General features: G+C 67.5%; 21 protein-coding genes. 20 read left to right on the forward strand and 1 reads right to left on the reverse strand.

Features of this window, described 5'->3' with window-relative positions; translation table 11 throughout:
- Positions 1–6: 6 nt before the first annotated feature.
- Positions 7–2,364 (reverse strand): bifunctional diguanylate cyclase/phosphodiesterase, encoded by a 2,358-nt coding sequence (locus ASE31_RS03625; protein ID WP_082604009.1) that lies wholly within the window; start codon positions 2,362–2,364, stop codon positions 7–9.
- Between the two features lie 288 nt (positions 2,365–2,652).
- Between ASE31_RS03625 and lepB the strand changes: the two genes are divergently transcribed.
- The 20 genes from lepB (at position 2,653) to ASE31_RS03725 (ending at position 26,255) form a co-directional block, all read left to right on the forward strand.
- The gene (gene lepB / locus ASE31_RS03630) at positions 2,653–3,318 is read left to right on the forward strand and encodes a signal peptidase I (protein ID WP_057200146.1); all 666 of its coding nucleotides are present in this window, start codon (positions 2,653–2,655) and stop codon (positions 3,316–3,318) included.
- Positions 3,319–3,369: 51 nt separating this feature from the next.
- Positions 3,370–4,605, forward strand: a complete 1,236-nt coding sequence (locus tag ASE31_RS03635; protein ID WP_057200147.1) for a class I SAM-dependent rRNA methyltransferase — start codon at positions 3,370–3,372, stop codon at positions 4,603–4,605.
- Between the two features lie 219 nt (positions 4,606–4,824).
- Positions 4,825–5,904, forward strand: coding sequence for a GTP-binding protein (locus ASE31_RS03640; protein WP_057200148.1), 1,080 nt, complete (start codon positions 4,825–4,827; stop codon positions 5,902–5,904).
- Positions 5,905–6,124: 220 nt separating this feature from the next.
- Entirely contained in the window at positions 6,125–6,910 is a 786-nt protein-coding gene (gene dksA / locus ASE31_RS30835; RefSeq protein ID WP_082604010.1) for an RNA polymerase-binding protein DksA, read from the forward strand.
- Between the two features lie 53 nt (positions 6,911–6,963).
- The gene (locus ASE31_RS03650; protein WP_057200149.1) at positions 6,964–8,685 is read left to right on the forward strand and encodes an STAS domain-containing protein; all 1,722 of its coding nucleotides are present in this window, start codon (positions 6,964–6,966) and stop codon (positions 8,683–8,685) included.
- Positions 8,686–8,762: 77 nt separating this feature from the next.
- Entirely contained in the window at positions 8,763–9,326 is a 564-nt protein-coding gene (hslV, locus tag ASE31_RS03655) for an ATP-dependent protease subunit HslV (RefSeq protein ID WP_057200150.1), read from the forward strand.
- Positions 9,327–9,432: 106 nt separating this feature from the next.
- The gene (gene hslU / locus ASE31_RS03660) at positions 9,433–10,764 is read left to right on the forward strand and encodes an ATP-dependent protease ATPase subunit HslU (protein WP_057200151.1); all 1,332 of its coding nucleotides are present in this window, start codon (positions 9,433–9,435) and stop codon (positions 10,762–10,764) included.
- A 252-nt stretch (positions 10,765–11,016) separates the two neighbouring features.
- Entirely contained in the window at positions 11,017–11,445 is a 429-nt protein-coding gene (gene mraZ / locus ASE31_RS03665; protein WP_057200254.1) for a division/cell wall cluster transcriptional repressor MraZ, read from the forward strand.
- 9 nt (positions 11,446–11,454) lie between these two features.
- Positions 11,455–12,384: a 16S rRNA (cytosine(1402)-N(4))-methyltransferase RsmH gene (rsmH, locus tag ASE31_RS03670; protein WP_057200152.1), complete on the forward strand. Its 930-nt coding sequence runs from the start codon at positions 11,455–11,457 to the stop codon at positions 12,382–12,384.
- Entirely contained in the window at positions 12,381–12,707 is a 327-nt protein-coding gene (gene ftsL / locus ASE31_RS03675; RefSeq protein ID WP_057200153.1) for a cell division protein FtsL, read from the forward strand. Before rsmH ends, ftsL begins: the two co-directional genes overlap by 4 nt.
- On the forward strand, positions 12,704–14,449 hold the full coding sequence (locus tag ASE31_RS03680) for a penicillin-binding protein 2 (RefSeq protein ID WP_057200154.1): 1,746 nt from the start codon (positions 12,704–12,706) through the stop codon (positions 14,447–14,449). Before ftsL ends, ASE31_RS03680 begins: the two co-directional genes overlap by 4 nt.
- Positions 14,446–15,945 carry a UDP-N-acetylmuramoyl-L-alanyl-D-glutamate--2,6-diaminopimelate ligase gene (locus tag ASE31_RS03685; RefSeq protein WP_082604011.1) on the forward strand — a complete coding sequence of 500 codons (1,500 nt, stop codon included), beginning with the start codon at positions 14,446–14,448 and terminating at the stop codon, positions 15,943–15,945. The genes ASE31_RS03680 and ASE31_RS03685 overlap by 4 nt, the downstream gene beginning before the upstream one ends.
- Complete coding sequence (murF, locus tag ASE31_RS03690) at positions 15,936–17,375, forward strand: UDP-N-acetylmuramoyl-tripeptide--D-alanyl-D-alanine ligase (RefSeq protein WP_082604012.1); 1,440 nt, start codon at positions 15,936–15,938, stop codon at positions 17,373–17,375. The genes ASE31_RS03685 and murF overlap by 10 nt, the downstream gene beginning before the upstream one ends.
- A gap of 48 nt (positions 17,376–17,423) precedes the next feature.
- Entirely contained in the window at positions 17,424–18,602 is a 1,179-nt protein-coding gene (gene mraY / locus ASE31_RS03695; protein WP_057200156.1) for a phospho-N-acetylmuramoyl-pentapeptide-transferase, read from the forward strand.
- A 2-nt stretch (positions 18,603–18,604) separates the two neighbouring features.
- Complete coding sequence (murD, locus tag ASE31_RS03700; RefSeq protein ID WP_082604013.1) at positions 18,605–20,689, forward strand: UDP-N-acetylmuramoyl-L-alanine--D-glutamate ligase; 2,085 nt, start codon at positions 18,605–18,607, stop codon at positions 20,687–20,689.
- Positions 20,689–21,969: a putative lipid II flippase FtsW gene (gene ftsW, locus ASE31_RS03705; protein WP_057200157.1), complete on the forward strand. Its 1,281-nt coding sequence runs from the start codon at positions 20,689–20,691 to the stop codon at positions 21,967–21,969. The genes murD and ftsW overlap by 1 nt, the downstream gene beginning before the upstream one ends.
- A complete protein-coding gene (gene murG, locus ASE31_RS03710) occupies positions 21,966–23,036 on the forward strand; it encodes an undecaprenyldiphospho-muramoylpentapeptide beta-N-acetylglucosaminyltransferase (RefSeq protein WP_057200158.1) in 1,071 nt (356 codons plus the stop codon). Before ftsW ends, murG begins: the two co-directional genes overlap by 4 nt.
- Positions 23,033–24,475, forward strand: coding sequence for a UDP-N-acetylmuramate--L-alanine ligase (gene murC / locus ASE31_RS03715; protein ID WP_057200159.1), 1,443 nt, complete (start codon positions 23,033–23,035; stop codon positions 24,473–24,475). The genes murG and murC overlap by 4 nt, the downstream gene beginning before the upstream one ends.
- Positions 24,472–25,461: a D-alanine--D-alanine ligase gene (locus ASE31_RS03720; protein WP_057200160.1), complete on the forward strand. Its 990-nt coding sequence runs from the start codon at positions 24,472–24,474 to the stop codon at positions 25,459–25,461. Before murC ends, ASE31_RS03720 begins: the two co-directional genes overlap by 4 nt.
- The gene (locus tag ASE31_RS03725) at positions 25,461–26,255 is read left to right on the forward strand and encodes a cell division protein FtsQ/DivIB (protein WP_057200161.1); all 795 of its coding nucleotides are present in this window, start codon (positions 25,461–25,463) and stop codon (positions 26,253–26,255) included. The genes ASE31_RS03720 and ASE31_RS03725 overlap by 1 nt, the downstream gene beginning before the upstream one ends.
- Positions 26,256–26,301: the final 46 nt, after the last annotated feature.

Below are 26,301 nucleotides of genomic sequence, written 5' to 3' on the forward strand. Positions count from 1 at the left end.
GGGTCGTCAGGCGGCGATGGCCGGCTGCGCAGCGATGAAGGCGGTGACCGCCGCCAGGTCCAGCGGCCGCGCAAAGTAGAAGCCCTGGCCGGTCACGCAGCCCAGGCCCTGCAGCAGATGGGCCTGTTCAGCGGTCTCGATGCCCTCGGCCGTGGTCTCCATGTGCAGCGCCTGCGCCAGTTCGATCACGGAGTGCACGATGGCCTTCGACTCAGAGCTGCCCTCTATGGGCGCGATGAAGGAGCGGTCGATCTTGAGCCGGTCGAACGGAAAGCTGCGCAGATAGGCCAGCGAGGAGTAGCCCGTGCCGAAGTCGTCCAGCGCAATGCGCACCCCGGCATGGCGCAGCCGGTGCAGCGTGGCCATCACATCGTCCGTGTCCTGCAGGAAGACGGATTCGGTGATCTCCAGCTCCAGCCGCTCGGGCGGCAGGCCGCAGCGCTCCACCACCGCCAGGATCTTGTCGGCCAGCAGGGCATCGTCGAACTGGCACACCGAGAGGTTGACCGACATCACCAGCTCGCCCGGCAACTGGAGCGCCGCCAGGCAGGCGTGTTCCAGCACCCACAGCCCGATGTCGCGGATCAGGCCTGCCTCTTCGGCCACGGGGATGAATTCCACGGGCGACACGCTGCCAAAGCGGGTGCTGTTCCAGCGCAGCAGGGCCTCCAGCCCCGCGATGCGGCCCGAGGCCAGGTGCCATTGGGGCTGGAAGGCCAGGTGCAGTTCGCCCTGCGCCAGGGCGGTGCGCAGGCCGTCCTCGAGCGCAATGCGCCGGTGGGCGCGCTGGTCCATCTCGATGGAAAAGAACTGCACCTGCCTGCGGCCGCGCTGTTTGGCTTCGTACAGGGCCAGGTCGGCATGGTGCAGCAGGGCGTCCACGTGGGTGCCATCGCGCGGCAGGAAGGCCACGCCGATGCTCAGGTGCGGGGTGGTGGCCAGGCCCGAGAGGTCGCAGGGCTGCTCTACGGCGCGCATCAGCCGGTCGCAGAACACCTGCACCTCGGCCCGTGTGCTGGCACCGTCGAGCAGGATGGCGAACTCGTCCCCACCCAGTCGGGCCACCAGGTCGCGGCTGCGGATCTCCTGGTCCATGCGCTGCGCCACGGTCCTGAGCAGCAGGTCTCCGTTGCCGTGGCCATAGGCGTCGTTGATGCGCTTGAAATTGTCCATGTCCAGGCACAGCAGGGCTGCAGCGCTGGTGCCGGCACTGTCCAGCGCACACTGCTGCTGCAGCCGATGCTGGAAGTGGCGCCGGTTGGCAAGACCGGTCAGCGAGTCGAAGTGCGCCAGGCGGTGCATCTCGTCCTCTGCGTGTTTCTTGTGGGTGATGTCCACCCCCACGCCGCGCCAGTCCTGCAGGCTCTGGTCCAGCCGCCAGATGGGTTTGGCGGTAAGCGCCCACCAGCGCAACTGGCCCTCGATCACGATGGGTACGGGCAGGTCGCGAAACGGCTGCGGGCCCCTGAGCGCGGCCTGCAGTGCCTGCAGGTGGCCGGCCGGGTCCACACCATGGGTGGCGCCCTGGTGGGTGCGGGCGATCAGTTCCACAAGGCCCAGGTCGGGGTCGTCCTGGCGGCTGTAGCGCAGGGCCTGGTCCAGGCGGTTGGAGGAGTGGCGCAGCGTGCCTTCGCTGGAAACCTCCCATAGGAAGTCGCTGGTGTTCTCCTCGAAATCGCGCAGCAGCAGGCCCACGATCTGCTGCTGGTGGGCGGCATCGGCCTCGGCCGCCAGGCGCGATCCGTAGGAGCGGGCCATCACGCGCACCGAGGCGATCACCACCAGCCCATAGGTCATCAGCAGCACCAGCAGTGTCACCGTGCCCGGCTGGTCTGAAGCCCGCGCCAGCCCCACGGCCGAGCCTCCCGCGAGCAGCAGCACGTAGCTCAGGGCCGCCTCGGGCACCGTCACCAGCGCAAAGCCCCCCGCGCAGATCATTCCGCAGCTGATCGCCAGGATCATCATCTGGTCCGGCGCCGTGGCCGAGGCGAAGAGCGCAGCCGGTATGGCGCCCCACAGCAGGCCCAGCGCGCCGGCGTGGCGGGCGGCGCGCCGGATGGCCTTCTTCGACGCCAGCAGTCGAGGAGGGTGGTTGCGTGCGCGCTGCCAGGCACGCAGTCCCTGTGCCGCCACAAACAGCAGCGCCAGCATCCAGGCCCAGAGCCAGGGCGGCACCGTGGCCAGCCGCCAGGCGATGAAACACCCGTTGAAGACATTGACCGCCATGGCCAGCGGGGTCAGGCGCAGCATGGCCTGCAACTGCTGGGCGCGAAAGCTCGCGGCCAGCGGTTCGTCTGCCTCGTAGGGGGCTAGCCATTGCTGCACGCGCGCGGGCAGGAGTGTCAAAAGGCGGGGTTCTGCCATGCAGGCGGGTCCGTTGGGGCAGCCTCCGGCCTCTGCGCTCGGGCGGCTGCGTCATCACACAGGTTTCGGCAAAACACACTTTGCAACCATTGTGCACCCTCGGCTGTGTGCCTGCCCAGGGGTCAACCCAGGGGGCGCGCGGTCCGTTGCGCCGACCGCACGGCGTTCGGGCTGCATGCGCATGGTGGCCGGGAACCTTTGGCGCGGTGGCGGGCTCCGAGCGCTGTGGCCGTGCAGCGCAGGGCCACACGATAAGCCGTTCAAGGGACAACCCGAGGAGAAGAATCGATGGGACGCTGGATCAAGGCCAACAAGGGATTTCTGGTGCTGCTGATGTGCTTCGGCCTGTTCCGCACGGCCGTGGCGGACTGGAACCCCATTCCCTCGGGCTCAATGCGGCCCAACCTGGTCGAGGGCGATGTGGTGTTCGTCAACCGCCTGGCCTACAACGTGAAGATTCCGCTGACCGACGTGGTGCTGGCCCCGATGGGCGAGCCGCGGCGCGGTGACGTGGTGACCTTCTCTTCGCCGCTGGACGGCACGCGCCTCATCAAGCGCCTGGTGGCAGTGCCGGGCGATACGGTGGAGATGCGCGACGAAGTGCTCATCATCAATGGCGAAGCCGCCCGCTACGAGGCACCGCAGGCGCTGCAGGAAGCCATGGGCCTGGGCCGCACGGTCGACGCCACGCGCCTGACGGAGCAGGTGCAGGGCCACGAGCGCCGCGTGCAATGGCTGCATGGCGTGACGGCGCGCAGCAGCTTTGACCCCGTGACCGTGCCCGAGGGTGAGTACCTGGTGCTGGGCGACAACCGCGACAACAGCGCCGATTCACGCTACATCGGCCTGGTGCCGCGCCATCTGCTGATCGGCCGGGCCCTGGGCGTGCTGGTGTCGGCCGATACCGACCGGTATTTCATGCCGCGCTTCGAGCGCTTCGGCCAGAAGCTGTAATCCAGCCGCCCGTCTGGCGGGGGAGCGCTCCAACGGCGCGACAATCGGGGCATGAAAACCCTTCGCCTTCGCCCTGGCAAGGAGCGCTCGCTCCTGCGCCGCCATCCCTGGATCTTCGAGTCAGCCATCGCCAAGGGCGGTGGCGACAGCGGCGAGACGGTGCGTGTCGAGTCGCACGAGGGCCAGTTCCTGGCCTGGGCCGCGTTCAGCCCCAGCTCGCGCATCCGGGCCCGGGTGTGGAGCTTCGACGAGGCGCAGCGCATCGATGAGCCCTTCTTCATCGCCGCCTGCGCGCGCGCCATCATCGCCCGCGCGCGCTTCGATGTGCAGAGCGACGGCATCCGCCTGGTGCATGGCGAGTCCGACGGCCTGCCCGGCCTGATCGTGGACCGTTATGGCGACACGCTGGTGGCGCAGTTCACCAGTGCCGGCACCGAGCGCTGGAAAGATGTGCTGGCCGATGCCCTGCTGCGCGAGACCGGCCTCACCCGGCTGTACGAGCGCTCGGATGCGAGCGTGCGCGCTCTGGAGGGGCTGGAGCCCGCCACGGGCTGGCTGCGCGGCGGCCCGGTGGCCGGTGGCGAGGTGCCGCCGGTGGAGCTGACCATCCACGAGCACCAGTGGCAGCTCACGCTCAACATTGCCGAAGGCCACAAGACCGGCTTCTACCTGGACCAGCGCGACAGCCGCAAGCGTTTTGCCGACTATGCGCGCCGGCTGGGCTTCCAGCATGTGCTCAACTGCTTTTGCTACACCGGCGGCTTCAGCGTGGCAGCGTTGGCCGGCATGCGTGCGGCCGAGGCGGCGGGCGGCCCGGGAGGCGGCCACGTGACTTCCATTGACTCCTCCGGCCCCGCGCTGGAGCGGGCGCGCGCCCACGTGGCGCTCAACGGCTTCGACGTGAACCGCGCGAGCTTCCTGGATGCCGATGTGAACGCCTCGCTGCGCCAGTTCCTCAAGGAAGGCCAGCGCTTCGACGCCATCGTGCTCGATCCGCCCAAGTTCGCGCCCACCGCGGCGCATGCCGAACGCGCCGCGCGCGCCTACAAGGACATCAACCGTCTGGCGCTGCAACTGCTCACGCCCGGCGGCGTGCTGTTCACCTTCTCGTGTTCGGGCGGCATCAGCGCCGACCTGTTCCACAAGATCGTGGCCTCGGCAGGGGCCGATGCGGGGGTGGACGGCTACATCGTCGAACGCCTGGCAGGGGCTCCCGACCACCCGATGACGCTGGAGTTTCCCGAAGGCGAATACCTCAAGGGGTTGGTGGTGATGCGCAAATCCTGAAGTCCACAGCTTCCTGTCCGGGCACTAACGCAACTTCCTTTCGTCAAGAGATGCTTTTTTGCTCCTTGATCCATAGCTTCAAGTCAAAGACTGGTATGCGACTGAGCTCAAAAATGCGGGATCCTCATTGGTGCAGGTGTTCGGTGGGGTCTTGATTTCGTGGCTAAACTGCCGCAAGTCGTCCCCCTGGCACCCGCATCCTTTTCTAGGCTTTTCTCCATGTCCCTCATACCTGCCACCATCCTCACCGGCTTCCTGGGCTCGGGCAAGACCACCCTGCTCAAGCGCCTGCTCAGCGAAGCCCACGGCCAGAAGATCGCCGTGATCGAAAACGAGTTCGGCGAAGAGAACATCGACAACGACATCCTGGTGACCGAGTCCAAGGAGCAGATCGTGCAGATGAGCAATGGCTGCATCTGCTGCACCATCCGCGAGGACCTGCGCGAGACGCTGCAACTGCTGGCCGCCAAGAAGCGCAAGGGCCTGCTCGACTTCGACCGCATCGTGATCGAGACCACGGGCCTGGCCGACCCCGGCCCGGTGGCGCAGACCTTCTTCATGGACGAGGAGATTGCCGAGACCTACCTGATCGACTCCATCATCACGCTGGTGGATGCCAGGCACGCGCCCCAGCAGCTCAACGACCGCCAGGAGGCACGCCGCCAGGTGGGCTTTGCCGACCAGATCTTCCTGTCCAAGACCGACCTGGTGAGCGCCGAGGAGACCGATGCCCTGATCCATCGCTTGAAGCACATGAACCCGCGCGCGCCCATCAAGGCCGTGCACTTCGGCGAAGTGCCGCTCAAGGAAGTGCTGGACCTGCGTGGCTTCAACCTCAATGCCAAGCTCGACATCGACCCCGACTTCCTCAAGGAAGAGGGCGATCACGACCACCATGACCATGGCCATGACCACCATGACCATGAACATGGTGAGCACTGCGACCACCCTTCGCACCAGCATGGCCACGAAGGCGGTGGGCACCACCACCACCACGATGACGACGTCAAGAGCTTCGTTTTCCGCTCGGTGCGTCCTTTCGATCCGGCCAAGCTCGAGGACTTCCTGGGCGCCATCGTCAACATCTACGGTCCGCGCATGCTGCGCTACAAGGGCGTGCTGTACATGAAGGGCACCGAGCGCAAGGTGATCTTCCAGGGCGTGCACCAGCTCATGGGCAGCGACCTGGGGCCGCAGTGGGCCGAGGGCGAGGAGCGCCTGAGCAAGATGGTCTTCATCGGCATCGACCTGCCCAAGGACATCCTCCTGCAAGGGCTGGAACAAAGCCTTGTGGCTTGACGGGCGCTGAGCTGGTTGGGGATTGTCAACAAGCGTCCCCTTCGCGATTTGCCTCGGAAAACCGCGATATGGCTGGCAAGATGTGTCGTATCTGCAACGTTTTCGTTTGCGTCAGCCCAGGTCGATACAATCGCGCCCCGGTAAAACCCCGGAAGGCTTGCCATCCGCCCTTGGCTGCCAGCGCAGCCTGGGCCCGCCCGTATAGCGAGGAGACCAGGAAGTGAAAGCCGAAACCAGCAAATCCAAGGCGGCTGCGAAAGCAGCCCCGAGCGCGGGTAAAAGCGCTGCCGCACCAGCGGCAGCCAAAGCTGCTGCAAAGGCCCCTGCCAAGGCTGCTCCCAAGGCGACAGCCGCCCCGGTGCCCGTCGCCCCCGAACCTGTTCTGCAGGCGGGATCCCATGTACCCGTGCGCACGACCCGGCCTTCTTCCCGATTGGCCCAATTGACCGTACCATCCATGGCACAGGCAACGGCTTCCACCGCTGCCAAAGCCAGCTACCAACAGACCATGCCCACGACCGCGCAAGTGCATCCCACTTTCACTGCTGCCAAAAAAGACCCCAAGCTGGCCAACAACTGGAAAGCCAAGACGGCCCAGGAGCTGACCGACGCTGAAGTCCTGGCCATGCCTGACAGCGAATACATGAACGAAAAGCAGATGGCGTTCTTTCGCCTGAAGCTGGTCCAGCTCAAGCAGGACATCCACAACAGTGCCGGTGAAACCACCGAGCACCTGCGTGAAGACACCGTGGTGGTGCCGGACCCTGCCGACCGTGCCACCATCGAGGAAGAGCACGCCCTGGAGTTGCGCACGCGCGATCGCGAGCGCAAGCTGCTCAAGAAGATCGAGCAGTCCATCGCCCGCATCGACGCTGGCGACTATGGCTACTGTGACGAGACGGGCGAGCCCATCGGTGTCGGCCGCCTGATCGCCCGCCCCACAGCCACGCTGTCGCTCGAAGCGCAACAGCGCCGTGAACTCAAGCAGAAAATGTTCGGTGACTGAAGTCCGCCCGGCCTGAATGCACCCATGCGCACGCACCCTCTCTCGCCTACCCCATGAGCAAGGAAGAAACCACGCCCGGCGGCCTGCTGTCCAAGATGGTGCGGTTTGTGCGCAACCCGACGACAAACTGGACCGAGCTCGACTCGCTTCAGGACGACCGGGAGAGCCAGTACAGCAAGCAGATGCTCAAGGAGATGATCGAGCGCAAGCGCCGCAACGATTTCGTGCGCCGCCGCGAGTTCGATCAGCTGCGCAAGCTGCGCCAGCGCGAAGTGCTGCAAGGCCAGCGCACCGAAGACCCCACCGCACGCCCCTCGTTCTTCCAGAGCAGCATGGCCTCGCCCGACGAGCGCGCCGTGACGCTCAAGAAGATCGACGAGATCGAGGCGCAGATGTCGCAGCAGTGGTGGAAGAGCAAGGCCAACGCCGACGCCCCCACCCAGCCTGCGGATTTTCGCGGGGAGGACGAGGCCGCTGCACGCGCCTTCGCGCCCACCGCGCCCGTCAGCCTGGCCGCGCCCATTGCCGCCGCCCCTGCGGCGGTCAAGCCCCTTTTTGATGACGACAGCATGGCGATCGGCCAGTTTGGCGGCATCGATGCGACCATGCGGGGGGAGCCGCCGCGGCAGGACGTACTGGCATCGTTTGACCCGAGTCCGGCACCAACGCCCGAAACCGCATCCGCACCGGAGGAATTCGTGCACGAACCCGACCTTGAAGAGGCCGCCATCCGCTTCGCCAACGGCGATCACGCAGGGGCGGAGTCCGGCTTGCTCGACGTGTTGGCACAGCACCAGCAGGACGAGCCGGCGCAGCAGCTGGAAATCTGGATGACGCTGTTCGATCTGTACCGCGCGACGGGCCAGCACGACCGCTTCGACACCCTGGCCATCGATTTTGCCGCCGGCTTCAGCCGCTCGGCGCCCTTGTGGTTCTCCATGCCCGAGCAGCTCGGTCTGGTGCAGGAGCAGGCGCCCGCAGCGGGTGCGGCCCGCCGGGATTTCAGCTGGAATGCGCCTCCGCGGCTCACGGTATCGTCGGTAGCGGCGCTGCAGGCCTCCATCGAGCGCTCTGCCGCGCCCTGGACCCTGGCCTGGACGCGCATCGCCGGCATCGACGATGCCGCCGTGCCCCTGCTGGCGGACCAGTTCACCAAGTGGGCGGACCGTGCGGGCCAGTTCGTGTTCTCGGGCGTGGACCGGCTCACGACGCTGATGGAGATCATGACCCAGTCGGGCGACCGTGCCTCGGGCCCCGAGTGGTGGCGCCTGCGCATGGCAGCGCTGCGCCTGATGGGCCGGCCTGACGAGTTCGAATTGGTGGCGCTCGACTACTGCGTGACCTATGAGGTGTCGCCGCCCTCCTGGGTGGCCCCCAAGATGGGCTATTCGGACGATGCTACAGCGACCAGCAGCCAGGCTGCGGCGCCCGCGGAGCGGGACATGCTGGCGTCGGACTTCGGTTTTGATGCCTCGGTTCCTGCGACGCTGGACAACACGCCTGTGGCCTCGCTCAGCGGCCACATCGATGGCGATGCGACCCCGCTGCTTGAGCCCTTCCAGGCTCTGATGCGCCCCGGGGTGCCGCTCACGGTGTCCTGCGACAAGCTGATCCGCGTCGACTTCGCTGCGGCCGGTTCGGTGCTCAACTGGGCCGCAGAGCAGCAGGGCCAAGGCCATGAGGTGCATTTCCACAACCTGCAGCGCCTGGTGGCCATCTTCTTCAACGTGATCGGTATCAACGAGCACGCCTGGGTGATCCCCCGCAAGAACTGACGGGCTGCGTGCCTGTGCCGGGCGGCGGGCACTGCCCCGGCTTGAAAGCAGTGGCGGTGCCCCCATCTGCGGCAGCTATGGATTCCTCAAACAACCACCCGGTGTTTCACGGCACCACCATCCTGAGCGTGCGCCGCCAGACCCCTGCCGGCGTGCAGGTGGCCATTGGCGGTGACGGCCAGGTCACCCTGGGCAACATCGTCGTCAAGGGCACCGCCCGCAAGGTGCGCAAGCTGCACCACGGCAAGGTGCTCGCCGGCTTCGCGGGCGCCACGGCCGATGCGTTCACGCTGTTCGAGCGCTTCGAGGCCAAGCTCGACAAGCACCAGGGCCACCTGGTGCGCGCCGCCATCGAACTGACCAAGGACTGGCGCACCGACCGCGTGTTGCGCCGCCTGGAGGCCATGCTGGCCGTGGCCGACCTGGAGGCTTCGCTCATCATCACCGGCAACGGCGACGTGCTGGAGCCCGAACAGGGCATCGTGGCCATCGGTTCGGGCGGGGCCTATGCCCACTCGGCCGCCAAGGCGCTGCTCAACCACACCGACCTGCCGGCGCAGGAGATCGTCAAGAAGTCCCTCGAGATCGCGGGTGAACTGTGCATCTACACCAACATGCACCACACCATCGAAACGCTTTGATGGCTTTGCCCGGTGCGCGACTGCGCGACCCGAGCCCTCCCTTTCATGGTGCCGGCCGCAGTGTGATGCGGCGGCCGGTTCCCCCACCGAACCCAGGCGGATCCCCATGTCGTCCATGACCCCCCAAGAAATCGTCTCCGAACTCGACCACCACATCGTTGGCCAGGCCAGCGCCAAGCGTGCGGTGGCCATTGCGCTGCGCAACCGCTGGCGCCGCCAGCAGGTGGAGGGCGCATTGCGCCACGAGATCACCCCCAAGAACATCCTCATGATCGGCCCCACGGGCGTGGGCAAGACCGAGATCGCCCGGCGCCTGGCACGCCTGGCCGATGCGCCCTTCATCAAGGTCGAGGCCACCAAGTTCACCGAGGTGGGCTATGTGGGCAAGGACGTGGACTCCATCATCCGCGATCTGGCCGAGATCGCCGTCAAACAGACGCGCGATGCCGAGACCCGCAAGGTGCGCGCGCGTGCCGAGGATGCAGCCGAAGAGCGCATCCTGGACGTGCTGATCCCCGCGGCCCGCTCGGGCGCCGGCGGTGAAGCACCCCCTGCCACCGACAGCACGGCGCGCCAGGTGTTCCGCAAGAAACTGCGCGAGGGCTCGCTCGACGACAAGGAGATCGAGATCGACGTGGCCGAAAGCCGGCCAGCGCTGGAGATCATGGGTCCCTCGGGCATGGAGGAGATGACCGAGCAGCTGCGCGGCATGTTCAGCCAGATGGGCCAGGACAAGCGGCGCACGCGCAAGCTCAAGATCGCCGAGGCACTCAAGCTGCTCATCGAGGAAGAAGCCGCCAAGCTCGTCAACGAGGAGGAGATCAAGGCCCGCGCCATCGCCAACGCCGAGCAGAACGGCATTGTCTTCATCGACGAGATCGACAAGGTGGCGTCGCGCCAGGAAAGCAGTGGCGCTGATGTTTCGCGCCAGGGCGTGCAGCGAGACCTGCTGCCGCTGGTGGAGGGCACCACCGTGTCCACCAAGTACGGCATGGTCAAGACCGACCACATCCTGTTCATCGCCTCGGGCGCCTTTCATCTGGCCAAGCCCAGCGACCTGATTCCCGAACTGCAGGGGCGCTTTCCGATCCGGGTGGAATTGGGCTCGCTCTCGGTGCAGGATTTCGAGGCCATCCTCGTGCAGACCCATGCCTCCCTGGTCAAGCAGTACCAGGCGTTGCTGGCCACCGAGGGGGTCACCCTGGAATTCGCCTCCGAGGGCATCACGCGCCTGGCGCACATCGCGTTCGAGGTCAACGAGCGCACCGAGAACATCGGCGCGCGCCGGCTTTCCACCGTGATGGAGCGGCTGCTCGATGAGGTGAGTTTCGACGCCACGCGGCTGTCGGGTCAGACGGTCACCATCGATGCGGCCTATGTCGATGCCCGGCTGCAAACCCTGAGCCAGAACGAGGACCTCTCGCGCTACATCCTGTGACCTTGGGCGCTGCCTTGAGGTAACACTTGCATAGGCTGCTCTAAGTGGTTCTTTTTCAACGACTTTTGCTTGTTTGGCTTCTTCGGAGTTGCGCCTAAGTCCTTGATTTCATTACAAAAGTTTGTTGTGCACCCCCTTGCTCGGTGTGCTTTTCCTGCTACAGTGCAAAAAAGTGCAATTAAGTGGTGAAAAGTGCCCTCGAAGACCCTTTGCACGGGTTGAGTGGATCCATACCGAGTGGGGATTTTTTTCGTGTTCCAAGGTGCCTCGTCGCTGAGTCTCGATGCGAAGGGTCGGCTGTCCGTGCCGACCCGGCATCGTGACGTCCTCGCCGCGACGGCCGCCGGGCAACTCACGATCACCAAGCACCCCCACGGCTGCCTGATGGTCTTCCCCCGTCCCGAGTGGGAAAAATTCCGCGAGCGCATCGCCGAGCTGCCCATGTCCGCCCAGTGGTGGAAGCGCATCTTCCTGGGCAATGCCCAGGACGTGGAGATGGACGGCACGGGGCGCGTCCTCGTTTCCCCCGAACTGCGCGAGGCCGCCGGCATTTCGCGCGAGACCATGCTGCTGGGCATGGGCAACCATTTCGAACTCTGGGACAAGGCCACCTATGACGAGCAGGAGGCCAAGGCCATGCAGGGTGAGATGCCCGACGTCTTCAAGGACTTCTCTTTCTAAAGGCGCGCGGTGACCGAGGCTTTGCAACATACGACCGTCCTGCTCGAAGAAGCGGTGGACGCGCTGCTCGGCGGCGCGGGCCCCGAGCCGTCCGGCACCTTTGTGGACGCCACCTTCGGGCGCGGGGGGCACTCGCGCCGGATCCTGCTGCGGCTGGGGCCAGAGGGGCGTCTTGTGGCATTCGACAAGGACCCCGAAGCCATCGCCGAAGCAACGCGCATCAACGATGCGCGTTTTTCCATTCGGCACGAAGGATTTCGCCACCTCGGTGAACTGCCTGCGGGCAGTGCCGCAGGCGTGCTGATGGACCTGGGCGTGAGCTCGCCCCAGATCGACAGCCCCGAGCGGGGTTTCAGTTTCCGTTTCGATGGCCCGCTGGACATGCGCATGGATACCACGCGTGGCGAAAGCGTGGCCCAGTGGTTGGCAACTGCCGAGGTTCAACAGATTGCGGAGGTGATACGTGACTACGGTGAAGAACGGTTTGCTGGCCCCATTGCAAAGGCGATTGTTGCGCGGCGCGAAGAGCGGGGGCCTGTTGCAACCACCGGTGAACTGGCCAGTCTCGTGGCTGGCACGGTCAAAACCCGCGAGCAGGGCCAGAACCCTGCAACGCGCACATTTCAGGCTCTTCGGATTTTCATCAACGCCGAGCTTGAGGAGCTGCAACAGGCGCTAGAGGCCAGCCTGTCGGTGCTGCAGCCGGGCGGGCGCCTGGCGGTGATCAGCTTCCATTCGCTGGAAGACCGCATCGTCAAGCAGTTCATCGCCAAGCACTCCAAGGAGGTCTACGACCGCCGCGCACCCTTTGCCGTGCCCCAGGCCATGAGGCTGGTGGCGCTGGACCGCATCAAGCCCAGCGCGGCCGAAGTGGCCGGCAACCCCCGTTCGCGCAGCGCGATCATGCGCGTGGCCGAGCGCACCGAGGTGCCTGCATGACCCGGTTGAACCTGGTGCTGCTGCTGGCGGTGCTGGCCAGCGCGCTGTTCCTGGTGCACACCCAGTACCAGTCGCGCCGCCTGTTCACCGAGCTCGACCGCGCCACGGCCGAGGCCCGGCGCCTGGAAACCGAACACCAGCGCCTGCAGGTGGAAAAGCGCGCCCAGGCCACGCCGCTGCGCGTGGAAAAGCTCGCGCGCGCGCAGCTGCAGATGCGCACGGCCACGCCGGCCATCACCCAGTACGTGTCCGACCCGGCCGGTGTCACGGCCGCCGCCTCGCCCTCGCAGGCCGCGGCACCCGCCACAGGGGTGCAGCCATGAGCCGCAGCGTTCTGTACACCTCCAGCCCGCTGCTGGCCAGCAAGACGCCCGTCTGGCGCAGCAAGTTCATCGTGGCAATGATCGCGCTGGGCTTTCTGGGCCTGGGCGCGCGGGCGGCCTATGTGCAGGTGTTCGGCAACGCGTTCTTCCAGCGCCAGGGCGAGGTGCGCTTTGCCCGCACCCTGGAGATGCCGGCCAACCGCGGCAAGATCCTCGACCGCAACGGCCTGATCCTGGCCTCCAGCGTGCCGGCTGCCAGCATCTGGGCCATCCCCGAGGACGTGGAGCAGGACCAGCCCGAGGTCAAGGCCAAGATGAAGCAACTGGCCAAGCTGCTGGAGATGCCGCTGTCCGAACTCAACGCCAAACTGGCCGATGAGGACAAGACCTTCGTCTGGATCAAGCGCCAGCTCGACTGGGAAGTGGGCCAGCAGATTGCCGCCCTGGGCATCAAGGGCATCTACCAGCGCAAGGAATACAAGCGCCAGTACCCCGAGGGCGAGGCTGCTGCGCACGTGGTCGGCTTCACCAACGTCGAGGACCATGGCCAGGAGGGCATGGAGCTGGCCTTCAACAAGGAGCTGGCCGGCAAGGCCGGATCGCGCCGCGTGATCAAGGACCGCCTGGGCCGCGTGGTCGAGGGCGTGGGCGAGACCGTGCCACCCGTGGACGGGCGCGACATGCAACTGTCCATCGACAGCAAGGTGCAGTTCTTCGCCTACCAGAAGCTGCGCGACCAGGTCGCCCTGCACAAGGCCAAGGCCGGCAGCGTGGTGGTGCTCGATGCCCACACGGGCGAATTGCTGGCCCTGGCCAACTACCCGAGCTATGTGCCCGACAAGCGCCAGCACCTCACTGGCGAGCAACTGCGCAACCGCGCGCTGACCGATGTGTTCGAGCCGGGCTCGACCATGAAGCCATTCACCATCGGTCTGGCGCTGGAGTCGGGGCGGGTCAAGCCCGACACGATCGTGGATACCAATCCCGGCCGCATCACCATCACGGGCTCCACCATATCCGACACGAGCAACCATGGGGTGCTCACCGTCGAAGGCGTGATCCAGAAGTCGAGCAACGTGGGCACCACCAAGATCGCCATGCAGATGCCGGCGCGTGAAATGTGGGAGACCTTCTCGGCTGCGGGCTTTGGCCAGAAGCCGCAAATCACCTTTCCTGGCGTCGTCACCGGCAAGTTGCGTCCCTACAAGACCTGGCGCCCTGTGGAGCAGGCCACCATGTCCTACGGCTACGGCCTGTCGGCCAGCCTGTTCCAGATGGCGCGTTCGTACACCGTGTTCGCCAACGGCGGCAAGGTGATCCCGGCCACCATGTTCAAGACCGATGAGCCCGCCATCGGCGTGCCCGTGTTCTCCGAGCGCACGGCCGACCAGGTGCGCAAGATGCTGCAGATGGCCGCCGGCCCCGGCGGTACCGGCCAAAAGGCGCAGACCTTGGGCTACTCGGTGGGTGGCAAGTCCGGTACGGCGCGCAAGCAGGTGGGCAAGAGCTATGCCTCCGGCAAGTACCGCGCCTGGTTCACCGGCATGGCGCCCATCGACAAGCCGCGCATCATCGTTGCCGTGATGATCGACGAGCCCAACAACGGTGTGTACTACGGCGGCGCCGTGGCCGCCCCGGTGTTCAGCGAGGTGGTGCAGCAGACGCTGCGCATGATGGGCGTGCAGCCCGACATGGCTGTCAAGCCCCAGATCGTGGCCAACCCCGTGGAGGAATCCCTGTGACCCAGGTGCTGAACTCCCCCCGCGACGCAGTGCAGTGGCTGCGCGGCCGCGTCACCGGCACGCTGCAGACCGACAGCCGTCTGATCGGCCCGGGCGACGGCTTCATTGCCTGGCCCGGTGCGGCCACCGACGGGCGTGCCCATGTGTCCGATGCCTTGGTGCGCGGTGCCACGGCATGCCTGGTGGAGCAGGCGGGCGTGGAGGTGTTTGCGCTGGAGGGTGAGCATATCGCCGCACTGCCGGGCCTCAAGGCCGCCACCGGCCCGATGGCGGCCGAGTGGTTCGACCATCCCACCCAGCGGCTCGATGTGCTTGCCGTGACGGGCACCAACGGCAAGACCAGCACCGCATCGTGGCTGGCCGATGCGCTCAACCTGCTGGCGGGCCCGCAGTACGGCAAGGGCTGCGCCATCGTCGGCACCCTGGGGCTCGGGCGGCCACCGGCACTCACCTACACCGGCATGACCACGCCCGACCCCGTGCGCCTGCAGCGCGCCTTCGCGCAGTTCGCGGAGGAGGGAATGGGCGCTTGCGCCATCGAGGCTTCGTCCATCGGCATCGCCGAGCGGCGCCTGGACGGCACGCGCATCCGCGTGGCCGTGTTCACTAACTTCACGCAGGACCACCTGGATTACCACGGCAGCATGGCCGACTACTGGCTGGCCAAGCGCGAGCTGTTCGGCTGGGCCGGCCTGCAGGCCGCTGTGGTCAACGTGGACGACCCGGCCGGCGCGCAACTGCATGCCGAGCTGGCGGGCACGGCGCTGGACCTGTGGGGCATAGCCCTTGAAGCCGACGCCCGCCTGGTCGCCCGCGACGTGGCACTGGGCGAGCAGGGCCTGCGCTTCACCGTGGTGGAGGGCGCAGAGCGGCAGGTCCTGCAGACCCGCGTGATCGGCCAGTACAACATCCTGAACCTGCTGGGCGTGCTGGCCACGCTGCGCAGCCTGGGCGTGTCCCTGGCCGATGCCGTCGATGCCTGCAGCCGCCTGCAGCCGGTGCCCGGGCGCATGCAGCGCCTGGTGGCGCCAGGGCAACCCCTGGTGGCCGTGGACTACGCCCACACCCCCGATGCGCTGGACAAGGCGCTGCGCGCGCTGCGCCCCCTGGCGGAGGAACGCGGCGGCCAGTTGTGGTGCGTGTTCGGCTGTGGCGGCGACCGCGACGCCGGCAAGCGCCCGCTGATGGGCGCCGTGGCGCAGCAGCAGGCCGACCGCGTGCTGGTGACCAGCGACAACCCGCGCAGCGAAGACCCCGCCCTGATCATCCACCAGATCCTGCAAGGCACGATTGCCGGCGCCTCGGTGCTGCCCGAGCCCGACCGCGCCGCCGCCATCGCGGCCGCCATCGGTGAAGCCGATGCCCTGGACGTGGTACTGATCGCCGGCAAGGGACACGAAGACACCCAGGAGACGGCCGGCGTGCGCCTGCCGTTCTCCGACATGGCCCATGCGCAGGCTGCGCTGCAGGCCCGAGGAGCCCGCACATGGGCATGATGATGAACCTGCGCCAGGCGCACGCCCTCATCCATCCGCGCATCGCTTCGGCGCGCCTGGTGGGCGATGGCGATACGGCCCTGCAGCGCGTGCACACCGATACCCGCAGCCTGCAGGCGGGCGACCTGTTCGTGGCGCTCAAGGGCGAGCGCTTCGACGCCAACGCCTTCATGGACCAGGCCCGCGCGGGCGGTGCCGCAGCCGCCGTCGCGCATGGCCGCCTGGAGGCGGTCGGTCTGCCTGGTATCGAGGTGCCTGACAGCCTGGCCGCACTCGGTGCGCTCGCCACTGGCTGGCGCGCGCAACTGCGCCTGCCGCTGATCGGCGTGACCGGCAGCAACGGCAAGACCACGGTGACGCAGATGATCGCCTCCATCCTGCGCGCCTGGCAGGGCGATGCCGCCTTTGCTACCGAGGGCAATTTCAACAACGACATCGGCGTGCCGCTGATGCTGCTGCGCCTGCGCGAATCGCACCGCGCCGCCGTGATCGAGATGGGCATGAACCACCCCGGCGAGATCGCCGTGCTGGCCGCCATGGCCCAACCCACGGTGGCCCTGGTGAACAATGCGCAGCGCGAGCACATGGAGTTCATGCACACCGTGGAAGCCGTGGCGCGCGAGAACGGCTCGGTGTTCGCGGCGCTGCCCGCCGATGGCGTGGCGGTGTTTCCCGCCGCCGACCCCTTCACGCCGCTGTGGCGCGAGCTGGCCGGAGCACGCCGCTGCCTCGCGTTCGGCGAGGGGGGCGATGTGGCCTGCGCGTCTGCCGAATGGACACAGGGCGCCTGGGTTGTGCAGGTGCAGACACCCGCCGGGGCCCTCGATTGCCGCCTGCAGATCGCCGGCCGCCACAACGTGACCAATGCACTGGCGGCCACCGCCTGCGCCCTGGCCGCCGGTGTGCCGCTGGCCGCCATCGCCCGGGGGCTCGATGCCTTTGTGCCGGTCAAGGGCCGCTCGCGCGCCTTCAGCGTGCAGCACGCCGGGCGCGAGATCACCGTGGTGGACGACACCTACAACTCCAACCCCGATTCGCTGCAGGCCGCCATCCACGTGCTGGCGGCCTTGCCCGGCCCGCACCTGCTGGTGGTGGGCGATATCGGCGAGGTAGGCGAGCAAGGGCCGCAGTTCCACACCGAGGCAGGCGCCCAAGCCAAGGCGGCCGGCATCGCCACCCTGTATGCGCTGGGAACGCTGTCGGCACACACCGCGCGGGCCCATGGGGCTGCCACGCATTTCGCGGGCATGGAACAACTGCAGTCTGCGGTCTGCGCCGCCCTGCCCACGGTGGGCAGTGTGCTCGTCAAGGGTTCGCGGTTCATGAAGATGGAAAGGGTGGTGCAGGCCATTGCCGCTGCCACCGCCCCGCAAGCAACACAACAAGAACAACAAGGAAAGTCCGAGGGAACCCATGACGCAACGCACTGAATCGACACGCGCTCGCCGGGCGCGTTGCCTCTTGCAGGGAGGTTCTGCATGCTGCTGATCCTGTCGCAATGGCTGCAGGGGCTGTCGCCCGAGCTCGGCTTTTTCCGCGTGTTCCAGTACCTCACCTTCCGTGCGGTGATGGCGGCGCTCACGGCGCTGTTGATCGGCCTGGTGGCCGGCCCCAAGGTGATCCGCGTGCTCACCTCGCTGAAGATCGGCCAGCCCATACGGGGCTATGCCATGCAGTCGCACCTGTCCAAGAGCGGTACGCCCACCATGGGTGGGGTGCTGATCCTGCTGTCGATCGCGATTTCCACGATCCTGTGGTTCGACCTGTCCAATCGCTTTGTCTGGATCGTGCTCATCGTGACCCTGGGCTTTGGCGCCATCGGCTGGGTCGATGACTGGCGCAAGGTGGTCAACAAGGACCCCGAGGGCATGCGCTCGCGCGAGAAGTATTTCTGGCAGTCCGTCATCGGCCTGATCGCGGCCGTCTACCTGGTGTTCAGCATCTCCGAGAGTTCCAACGCCAAGGTCTTCGAGCTGTTCATGACCTGGGTGCAGTCGGGCTTCTCGCTGGACCTGCCGCCCAAGGCAGGCCTGCAACTGCCCTTCTTCAAAGAAGTGAGCTACCCCCTGGGCGTGCTCGGCTTCGTGATCCTGACCTACCTGGTCATCGTGGGCTCGAGCAATGCGGTGAACCTGACCGACGGGCTCGACGGCCTGGCCATCATGCCGGTGGTGATGGTGGGCTCGGCCCTCGGTGTGTTCGCCTACGTCACCGGCAGCTCGGTCTACTCCAAGTACCTGTTCTTCCCGAACATCCCGGGGGCTGGCGAACTGCTGATCTTCTGCGCCGCCATGGCGGGTGCGGGCCTGGCCTTCCTGTGGTTCAACGCCCACCCCGCACAGGTGTTCATGGGCGACGTGGGCGCGCTGGCGCTGGGCGCGGCCCTGGGCACCATCGCCGTCATCGTGCGCCAGGAAATCGTGCTGGCCATCATGGGCGGCATCTTCGTGGTCGAGGCCTTGTCGGTGATGCTGCAGGTGGTCTGGTTCAAGTACACCAAGAAGCGCTACGGCGAAGGCCGCCGCCTGCTCAAGATGGCGCCCCTGCACCACCACTTCGAGAAGAGTGGCTGGAAGGAGACCCAGGTGGTCGTGCGCTTCTGGATCATCACCATGCTGCTGTGCCTGATTGGCCTGTCCACGCTCAAGCTGCGCTGACCATGACGACCACGCCCCACGATCCCCACGCCAGCGGCACCGAGCCCGGCGATCACCTGCCCCCGTCGGCAGGCGATGGCCTGCCTGTGCCAGGCGGTGAGGAGGCTGCTGTGCCGCAAGAGCGCGTGGATGGGACTGGTGCCGAGTCGGTGGCCTTGCCCGGAGTAGCCCCGGTCGAAGCGGTTCACGGCGACGAACCCGCCGCAGAGCCCGAACCCACGCCGGACGCCGCAGCCGTCCCTGCGCCTTCTGCGGTGCCAGCTGCCGATGGCTATGTGGCCCCCGCCATTTCGGCCGCCAAGGCGGCCGCCGATTTCGTGGCACAGATCTTTGCCGAGGTGAATGCGCCCGACACGACAGAGCCATCGCCGCTGTTGGCCGTGCCCGTGGACGCGCCGGATGGCGAGGCCGAGCCAGCGCAACCCCTGGGCCGGCCGGGTGAGGGCATGCTGCCTTTTGAGGGCAAGCACTTCCTGGTGCTGGGCCTGGGTGCATCGGGCCTGGCCATGGCACGCTGGTGCGTGCGCTGCGGCGCCACCGTCACCGTGGCCGATACCCGCGCCGCACCGCCTCAACTGTCGGTGCTGCAGCAGGAACTGCCGGGCGTGCGTTTCGTGGCCGGTCCGTTCGATGCCAACCTCGTCGAGGGCGGCGCTGGCGTGCACGCCGTCTACCGCTCGCCCGGCCTGAGCCCGGCCACGGTGGCACCGGTCTGGGCGGCTGCGCAGGCCATCGGCCTGGCCACCGGCGGCGAGCTGGGCCTGTATGCCGCAGCGCTGCAGTACCTGCGCGCATCGCACGGCTACGCGCCGGCGGTGCTGGCCATCACCGGCACCAACGGCAAGACCACCGTCACCTCGCTCACCGGCCAACTGGTGGAGCGCGCCGGCAAGACCGTGGCCGTGGCCGGCAACATCGGCCCCACGCTGCTCGACACCCTGGCCGGGCACATCGACGCCGATACCCTGCCCGAAGTCTGGGTGCTCGAGCTTTCGAGCTTCCAGCTCGATGGCGCCACCGGCTTCGAACCCACGGCCGCCACCGTGCTCAACATCACGCAGGACCACCTGGACTGGCATGGCGACATTGCCGCCTATGCCGGCGCCAAGGCGCGCATCTTTGGCGACACGGCGCTGATGGTGCTCAACCGGGACGACCCCACCGTCATGGACATGCTGGGCTCGGCTTCTGATGCTGCGGCCCAGGCAGCGCAGGCTGCTGCACTGGCGGCATCCGGCAAGCCCGCCCCGACCTCGCGCAGCAAGCAGCCCGCGAAGGTGCCGCTGCGCGAGCACCTGAGCTTCGGCATCGACATGCCACGGCGTCCGGGCGACTTCGGCATGGAGATCGTGGGCGGCATGCCCTGGCTGGTACGTGCCCTGGAGGCCGACGAAACGCGCAAGCGCAGCACGCGCCGCCGTGCCGTGGTGCCGGCACAGGGCGATGCAGCGGCCGCCGCTGTTCCGATGGACGAGGAAGACCTGCACATCCAGCGCCTGATGCCCGCCGACGCCCTGCGCATCCGCGGGCGCCACAACGCATCCAACGCCCTGGCGGCGCTGGCGCTCGCATCGTCGGCAGGCTGCACGCTGTCGGCCATGCTGTTCGGCCTGCGCGAGTACCGGGGGGAGCCGCACCGCGTGGAGCCCGTGGCGCTGATCGATGGCGTGGAGTATTTCGACGACAGCAAGGGCACCAACGTGGGTGCCACCGTGGCTGCGCTCAACGGCCTGGGGGCCGACCGGCGCATCGTGCTGATCCTGGGCGGCGACGGCAAGGGCCAGGATTTCGCACCCTTGGCCACGCCCGTGTCGCGCTATGCCCGTGCCGTGGTGCTCATCGGGCGCGATGCGCCGCTGATCCGCACGGCCCTGCACGAGGCCGGCGTGACGCTGCTCGATGCGGCCACGCTGCCCGAGGCCGTGCACCAGGCTGCGCAGCGCGCCCGCTCAGGCGATGCGGTGCTGATGTCGCCTGCCTGCGCGAGCTTCGACATGTTCACCGGCTACGAACACCGCGCACGCGTGTTCTGCGACACGGTGCTGGCCATGGCGCAGGACGCCGGCCAATCCCTGGAGGGCATGTGATGGCTGCAAGCAGCGCCAGCGCCCCAATCAGCTTTCCGCAACGCCTGGCCGGCTGGCTCGGCCGCCTCAGCGGCAAGGCCGGCGAGGTGCTGCCCGTGCGCGTGGGCGGCACCGAATACCGCCAGTCGACCACCACACCCGCGAGCGTGCTGGGCTTTGACCAGGCCCTGTTGTGGGTGGTTGTGGCACTGCTCGCCTGGGGGTTGGTGATGGTGTATTCGGCATCGATTGCCATGCCGGACAACCCGCGCTTTGCCAACTACGCGCCCACGCATTTCCTTACCCGCCATGTGATGTACCTCGTGGTGGGTTTTGTCGCGGCGCTGCTGACCTTCCAGGTGCCCATGAAGCTCTGGGAGCGCGCGGCGCCCTGGCTCTTCGTGGCGGCGCTGCTGCTGCTGGTGGCCGTGCTGATTCCGGGCGTGGGCAAGGTGGTCAACGGGGCCCGGCGCTGGCTGTCCATCGGGCCGGTGGGCTTTCAGCCCTCCGAGGTGGCCAAGTTCGCCGTGCTCATCTATGCCGCCGACTACATGGTGCGCAAGATGGAGGTCAAGGAGCGGTTCTTTCGCGCCGTGCTGCCCATGGGGGCGGCCGTGGCCATCGTGGGCGTGCTGCTGCTGGCCGAGCCCGACATGGGGGCCTTCATGGTGGTGGCGGTGATCGCCATGGGCATCCTGTTCCTGGGCGGCGTCAACGCGCGCATGTTCTTCCTGATTGCGGGGGTGCTGGTAGGTGCCTTTGCCCTGATGATCGCCAGCTCGCCCTGGCGCCGCGAGCGGGTGTTCGCCTACCTCGACCCCTTCAGCGAACAGCATGCGCTGGGCAAGGGTTACCAGCTGTCGCATTCGCTGATCGCCATCGGGCGCGGCGAAATCTTCGGCGTGGGCCTGGGCGGCAGCGTCGAGAAGCTGCATTGGCTGCCCGAGGCACACACCGACTTCCTGCTGGCCGTGATCGGCGAGGAGTTCGGCCTGGTGGGTGTACTGGTGCTCATCGTGCTGTTCCTGTGGATGACGCGCCGCATCATGCACATCGGCCGCCAGGCGATCGCGCTGGACCGCGTTTTTGCCGGCCTGGTTGCCCAGGGCGTGGCGATCTGGATCGGCTTCCAGGCCTTCATCAACATGGGCGTGAACCTGGGGGCGCTGCCCACCAAGGGGCTGACCTTGCCGCTGATGAGCTTTGGGGGCTCGGCCATCCTGATGAATCTGGTGGCGATTGCGGTGGTGCTCCGCGTCGATTACGAGAACAAACACATGATGCGCGGAGGTCGCGTATGACGGCGCCCAAGACTGCCCTCATCATGGCCGGTGGCACCGGCGGCCATATCTTCCCCGGCCTGGCCGTGGCCGAGGAGCTGCGTGCGCGCGGCTGGCGCGTGCACTGGCTGGGTGCGCCCGGCAGCATGGAGTCGCGCATCGTGCCCGCGCAGGGCTTTGCGCTGGAAACCATCGATTTTTCGGGTGTGCGCGGCAAGGGCCTGGTCACCCTGGCCCTGCTGCCGCTGCGCCTGCTGCGCGCCTTCTGGCAGGCGCTGCAGGTGGTGCGCCGCGTGAAGCCCGACGTGGTGGTGGGCCTGGGGGGCTACATCACCTTTCCGGGCGGCATGATGGCCGTGCTGTGCGGCAAGCCGCTGGTGCTGCACGAGCAGAACTCCGTGGCCGGCATGGCCAACAAGGTGCTGGCCGGCGTGGCCGACCGGGTGTTCACCGCCTTCCCGAATGTCTTCAAGAAGGGCCGGTGGGTGGGCAACCCGCTGCGCGCCCCGTTCACCCGCCAGAGCGAGCCGGCCGAGCGGTTTGCCGGCCGCAGCGGCCCGCTGCGCCTGCTGGTGGTGGGTGGCAGCCTGGGCGCGCGTGCGCTCAACGAGATCGTGCCGCAGGCGCTGGCCCTTATCCCGGCCGAGAACCGGCCCGTGGTGACGCACCAGAGCGGCGCCACCCAGATCGACGCGCTGCGCGCCCACTATGCCGCCGCAGGCGTCGAGGCCGAACTGACCCCTTTCATCGACGACACCGCCAGCGCATTTGCGCAGGCCGACATCATCGTCTGCCGCGCGGGCGCCAGCACCGTGACCGAGATCGCCGCCGTGGGCGCGGCCGCCCTGTTCGTGCCTTTTCCCTCGGCGGTAGACGACCACCAGACCACCAATGCCCGGTTCCTCGTGGCCAATGAGGGCGGCTGGCTGGTGCCGCAGCGCGAGCTCACGGCCCAGGGCCTGGCGGCGGTGCTGCGCAACACAGAGCGCCCGGAGCTGCTGCACCGGGCCACAGAAGCCAAGAAGATGCAAAAAACCAACGCCACCCATGAGGTGGTGACTGCCTGCGAGGAGCTTGCAACACCATGAAGCATGCCATTCGCCACATCCATTTCGTAGGCCTGGGGGGCGCCGGCATGAGCGGCATCGCCGAGGTGCTGTTCAACCTGGGCTACCGCATCTCCGGCTCGGACCTGGCCGACAGCGCCACCTTGCGCCGGCTGCAGGGCCTGGGCATCAAGACCTGCCTGGGCCATGCGGCTGCGCACATCGACGGTGCCGACGCCGTGGTCACCTCCACGGCGGTCACGGCCGACAACCCCGAGGTGCTGGCGGCACGCGACAAGCGCATCCCGGTGGTGCCGCGCGCGCTCATGCTGGCCGAGCTGATGCGACTCAAGCAAGGCATCGCGATTGCCGGCACCCATGGCAAGACCACCACCACCAGCCTGGTCACCAGCGTGCTGGCCGAGGCGGGGCTGGACCCCACCTTCGTGATCGGCGGGCGCCTGAACAGCGCCGGTGCCAACGCCAAGCTGGGCAGCGGCGACTACATCGTGGTCGAGGCCGACGAGTCCGATGCCTCGTTCCTGAACCTGCTGCCGGTGATGGCGGTGGTGACCAACATCGATGCCGACCACATGGAGACCTACGGGCACGACTTCGGTCGGCTCAAGGGCGCCTTCGTCGACTTTCTGCACCGCATGCCGTTCTACGGCACGGCCATCCTGTGCGTGGACAGCCCGGCCGTGCGCGACATCCTGCAGAGCGTGACCTGCCCGATCACGAGCTACGGCTTTTCCGAAGACGCCCAGGTGCGTGCCATCGATGTGCGTGCCGAGGCCGGCCAGATGCGCTTCACCGTGCAGCGGCGCAACGGCGTCACCCTGCCCGACATGGAGATCGTGCTCAACCTCGCGGGCGAGCACAACGTGCTCAACGCGCTCTCGGCGATTGCCGTTGCGGTGGAACTCAACATCCCCGACGAGGCCGTGCAGCGTGCGCTCGCCGGCTTCAAGGGCGTGGGCCGGCGCTTCCAGAGCTATGGCGACCTGCCCGCGAAGGATGGAGGTCGCTTCACCGTGATCGACGACTACGGCCACCACCCGGTGGAGATGGCGGCCACGCTGGCCGCAGCGCGCGGTGCCTTCCCGGGGCGGCGCCTGGTGCTGGCCTTTCAGCCACACCGCTACAGCCGCACGCGCGACTGCTTCGAGGATTTCGTGAAGGTCATCGGCAACGCCGATGCCGTGCTGCTCACCGAGGTCTATGCCGCAGGCGAGGCCCCCGTGGTGGCGGCCGATGGCCGTTCGCTCGCACGCGCACTGCGCGTCGCCGGGCGCGTGGAGCCGGTCTTCGTGGACGACGTGGTCGAGCTGCCCCAGGCCATTGCCGACAACGCGCGCAACGGCGACGTGGTGATGTGCATGGGAGCAGGCTCCATCGGTGCCGTGCCGGCCAAGGTGGTCGACATGCTGCAGAACAACAACCAATCCAACCACAAGGCGCTGGCGGGGAGCGCGACATGACGATGACGACGAAACTGGGTTCCAACATCGACGTGAAGGCACTGGGCAAGGTCGCCGTGCTGATGGGCGGCGCGTCCGCCGAGCGCGAGGTGTCGCTGATGTCCGGCACCGGTGTGCTGCAGGCGCTGCGCTCGCGCGGCGTGGACGCGCATGCCTTCGATCCCTCGCAGAACGACCTGGGCGAGCTACGCCGAGACGGCTATGCGCGCTGCTTCATCGCGCTGCATGGCCGCCATGGCGAAGACGGCACCGTGCAGGGCGCGCTGGAGTTGCTGCGCATCCCTTACACCGGCCCGGGCGTGATGGCCTCGAGCATCGCGGTGGACAAGATCATGACCAAGCGCATCTGGCGCGCCGAAGGCCTGCCCACGCCGGACTGGCGCCTGGTGGGCAGCGTGGCCGAGACCACGGACGCTTTGGCGGCGCTGGGCGCCCCGATGATCGTCAAGCCCTCGCGCGAGGGCTCCACCATCGGGCTGACCAAGGTCACCTCGCCTGAGCAGTGTGCACAGGCCTATGCCCTGGCTTCGCGCTACGACCCTGAAGTGCTGTGCGAGCAGTTCATCGAGGGTGAGGAAACCACCTGCCCGATCCTGGGCGAGGGGGCCGGCGCCTATGCGCTGCCGGTGATCCGCATCGTGGCGCCCGAGGGCAACTACGACTACCAGAACAAGTATTTCACCGACGTCACGCAGTACCACTGCCCGAGCGGCCTGCCCGAGGCCGAAGAGCGCGAGATCCAGCGCCTGGTGGTGGCAGCGTTCCGCTCGCTGGGCTGCCGCGGCTGGGCGCGTGCGGACATCATGATCCGCGCCAGCGACCGCCAGCCCTTCCTGCTGGAGATCAACACCTCGCCCGGCATGACCGGGCACTCGCTCGTGCCCATGTCGGCACGCGCATCGGGCATCAGCTACGAAGACCTGTGCGTGGGGGTGCTGGCCACGGCCACCATGGACACGCCTGCCGGAAGCACCCTGGGGACCTGATGAACAACACGCTGCCCGCACCGCTGGACGTCAAGCTCATGAACATGACCGCATCGGTCCTGTTCGTGGGCTGCGCCATGCTCGTGCTGGCAGCGGGTGCCTGGTGGGTGCTGCGCTACCCGGGGTTTGCCATCGCGCGCATCGTCGTGCAGGGCGAGTTGGTGCACAACAACGCCGTCACCCTTCGGGCCAACGTGGCGCCGCACCTGGTGGGCAACTTCTTCACGGTGGACCTGCGCAAGGCGCGCGAGGCCTTCGAGCAGGTGCCCTGGGTGCGCAAGGCGTCGGTACGGCGCGAGTTCCCGGGCAGCCTGCACGTGGTGCTCGAAGAGCACGACGCCGTGGCGTACTGGGGGCCCGAGTCGGGCTCGGCCATGGTCAATACGCAGGGCGAGGTGTTCGAGGCCAATGTCGGCGACGTGGACCAGGACGGCCTGCCGCGCCTGCAGGGGCCGGGCGGCAGTTCGGGCGAGGTGCTGCAGATGTACGGCCTGCTGCAGCCGGTGTTTGAACCGCTGGGCATGGACCTGGAAGAGCTGGCATTGACCGGCCGGGGCGGCTGGCGCGCCACGCTGGACACTGGGGCGGTGGTGGAGCTGGGAGGCGGCACACCGCAAGAGGTGGTGGCCCGCGCCAAGCGCTTCGCGCGCACGCTGACCCAGGTGGCGGCCCAGTACAAGCGCCGGGTGGACGCGCTCGAATCGGCGGACCTGCGGCACGCGGGGGGGTATGCGCTGCGCCTCAAGGGCGTGACCACCACGGAGGCGGCCGCAGGTGCCGCCCCCCGGAGGTAGCCCCCATGCATGAACGAATCCGCAGCCGGCGCAACAGAACAACGAA

Source organism: Acidovorax sp. Root217 (assembly GCF_001428645.1).
Classification (GTDB): Bacteria; Pseudomonadota; Gammaproteobacteria; order Burkholderiales; family Burkholderiaceae_C; genus Acidovorax.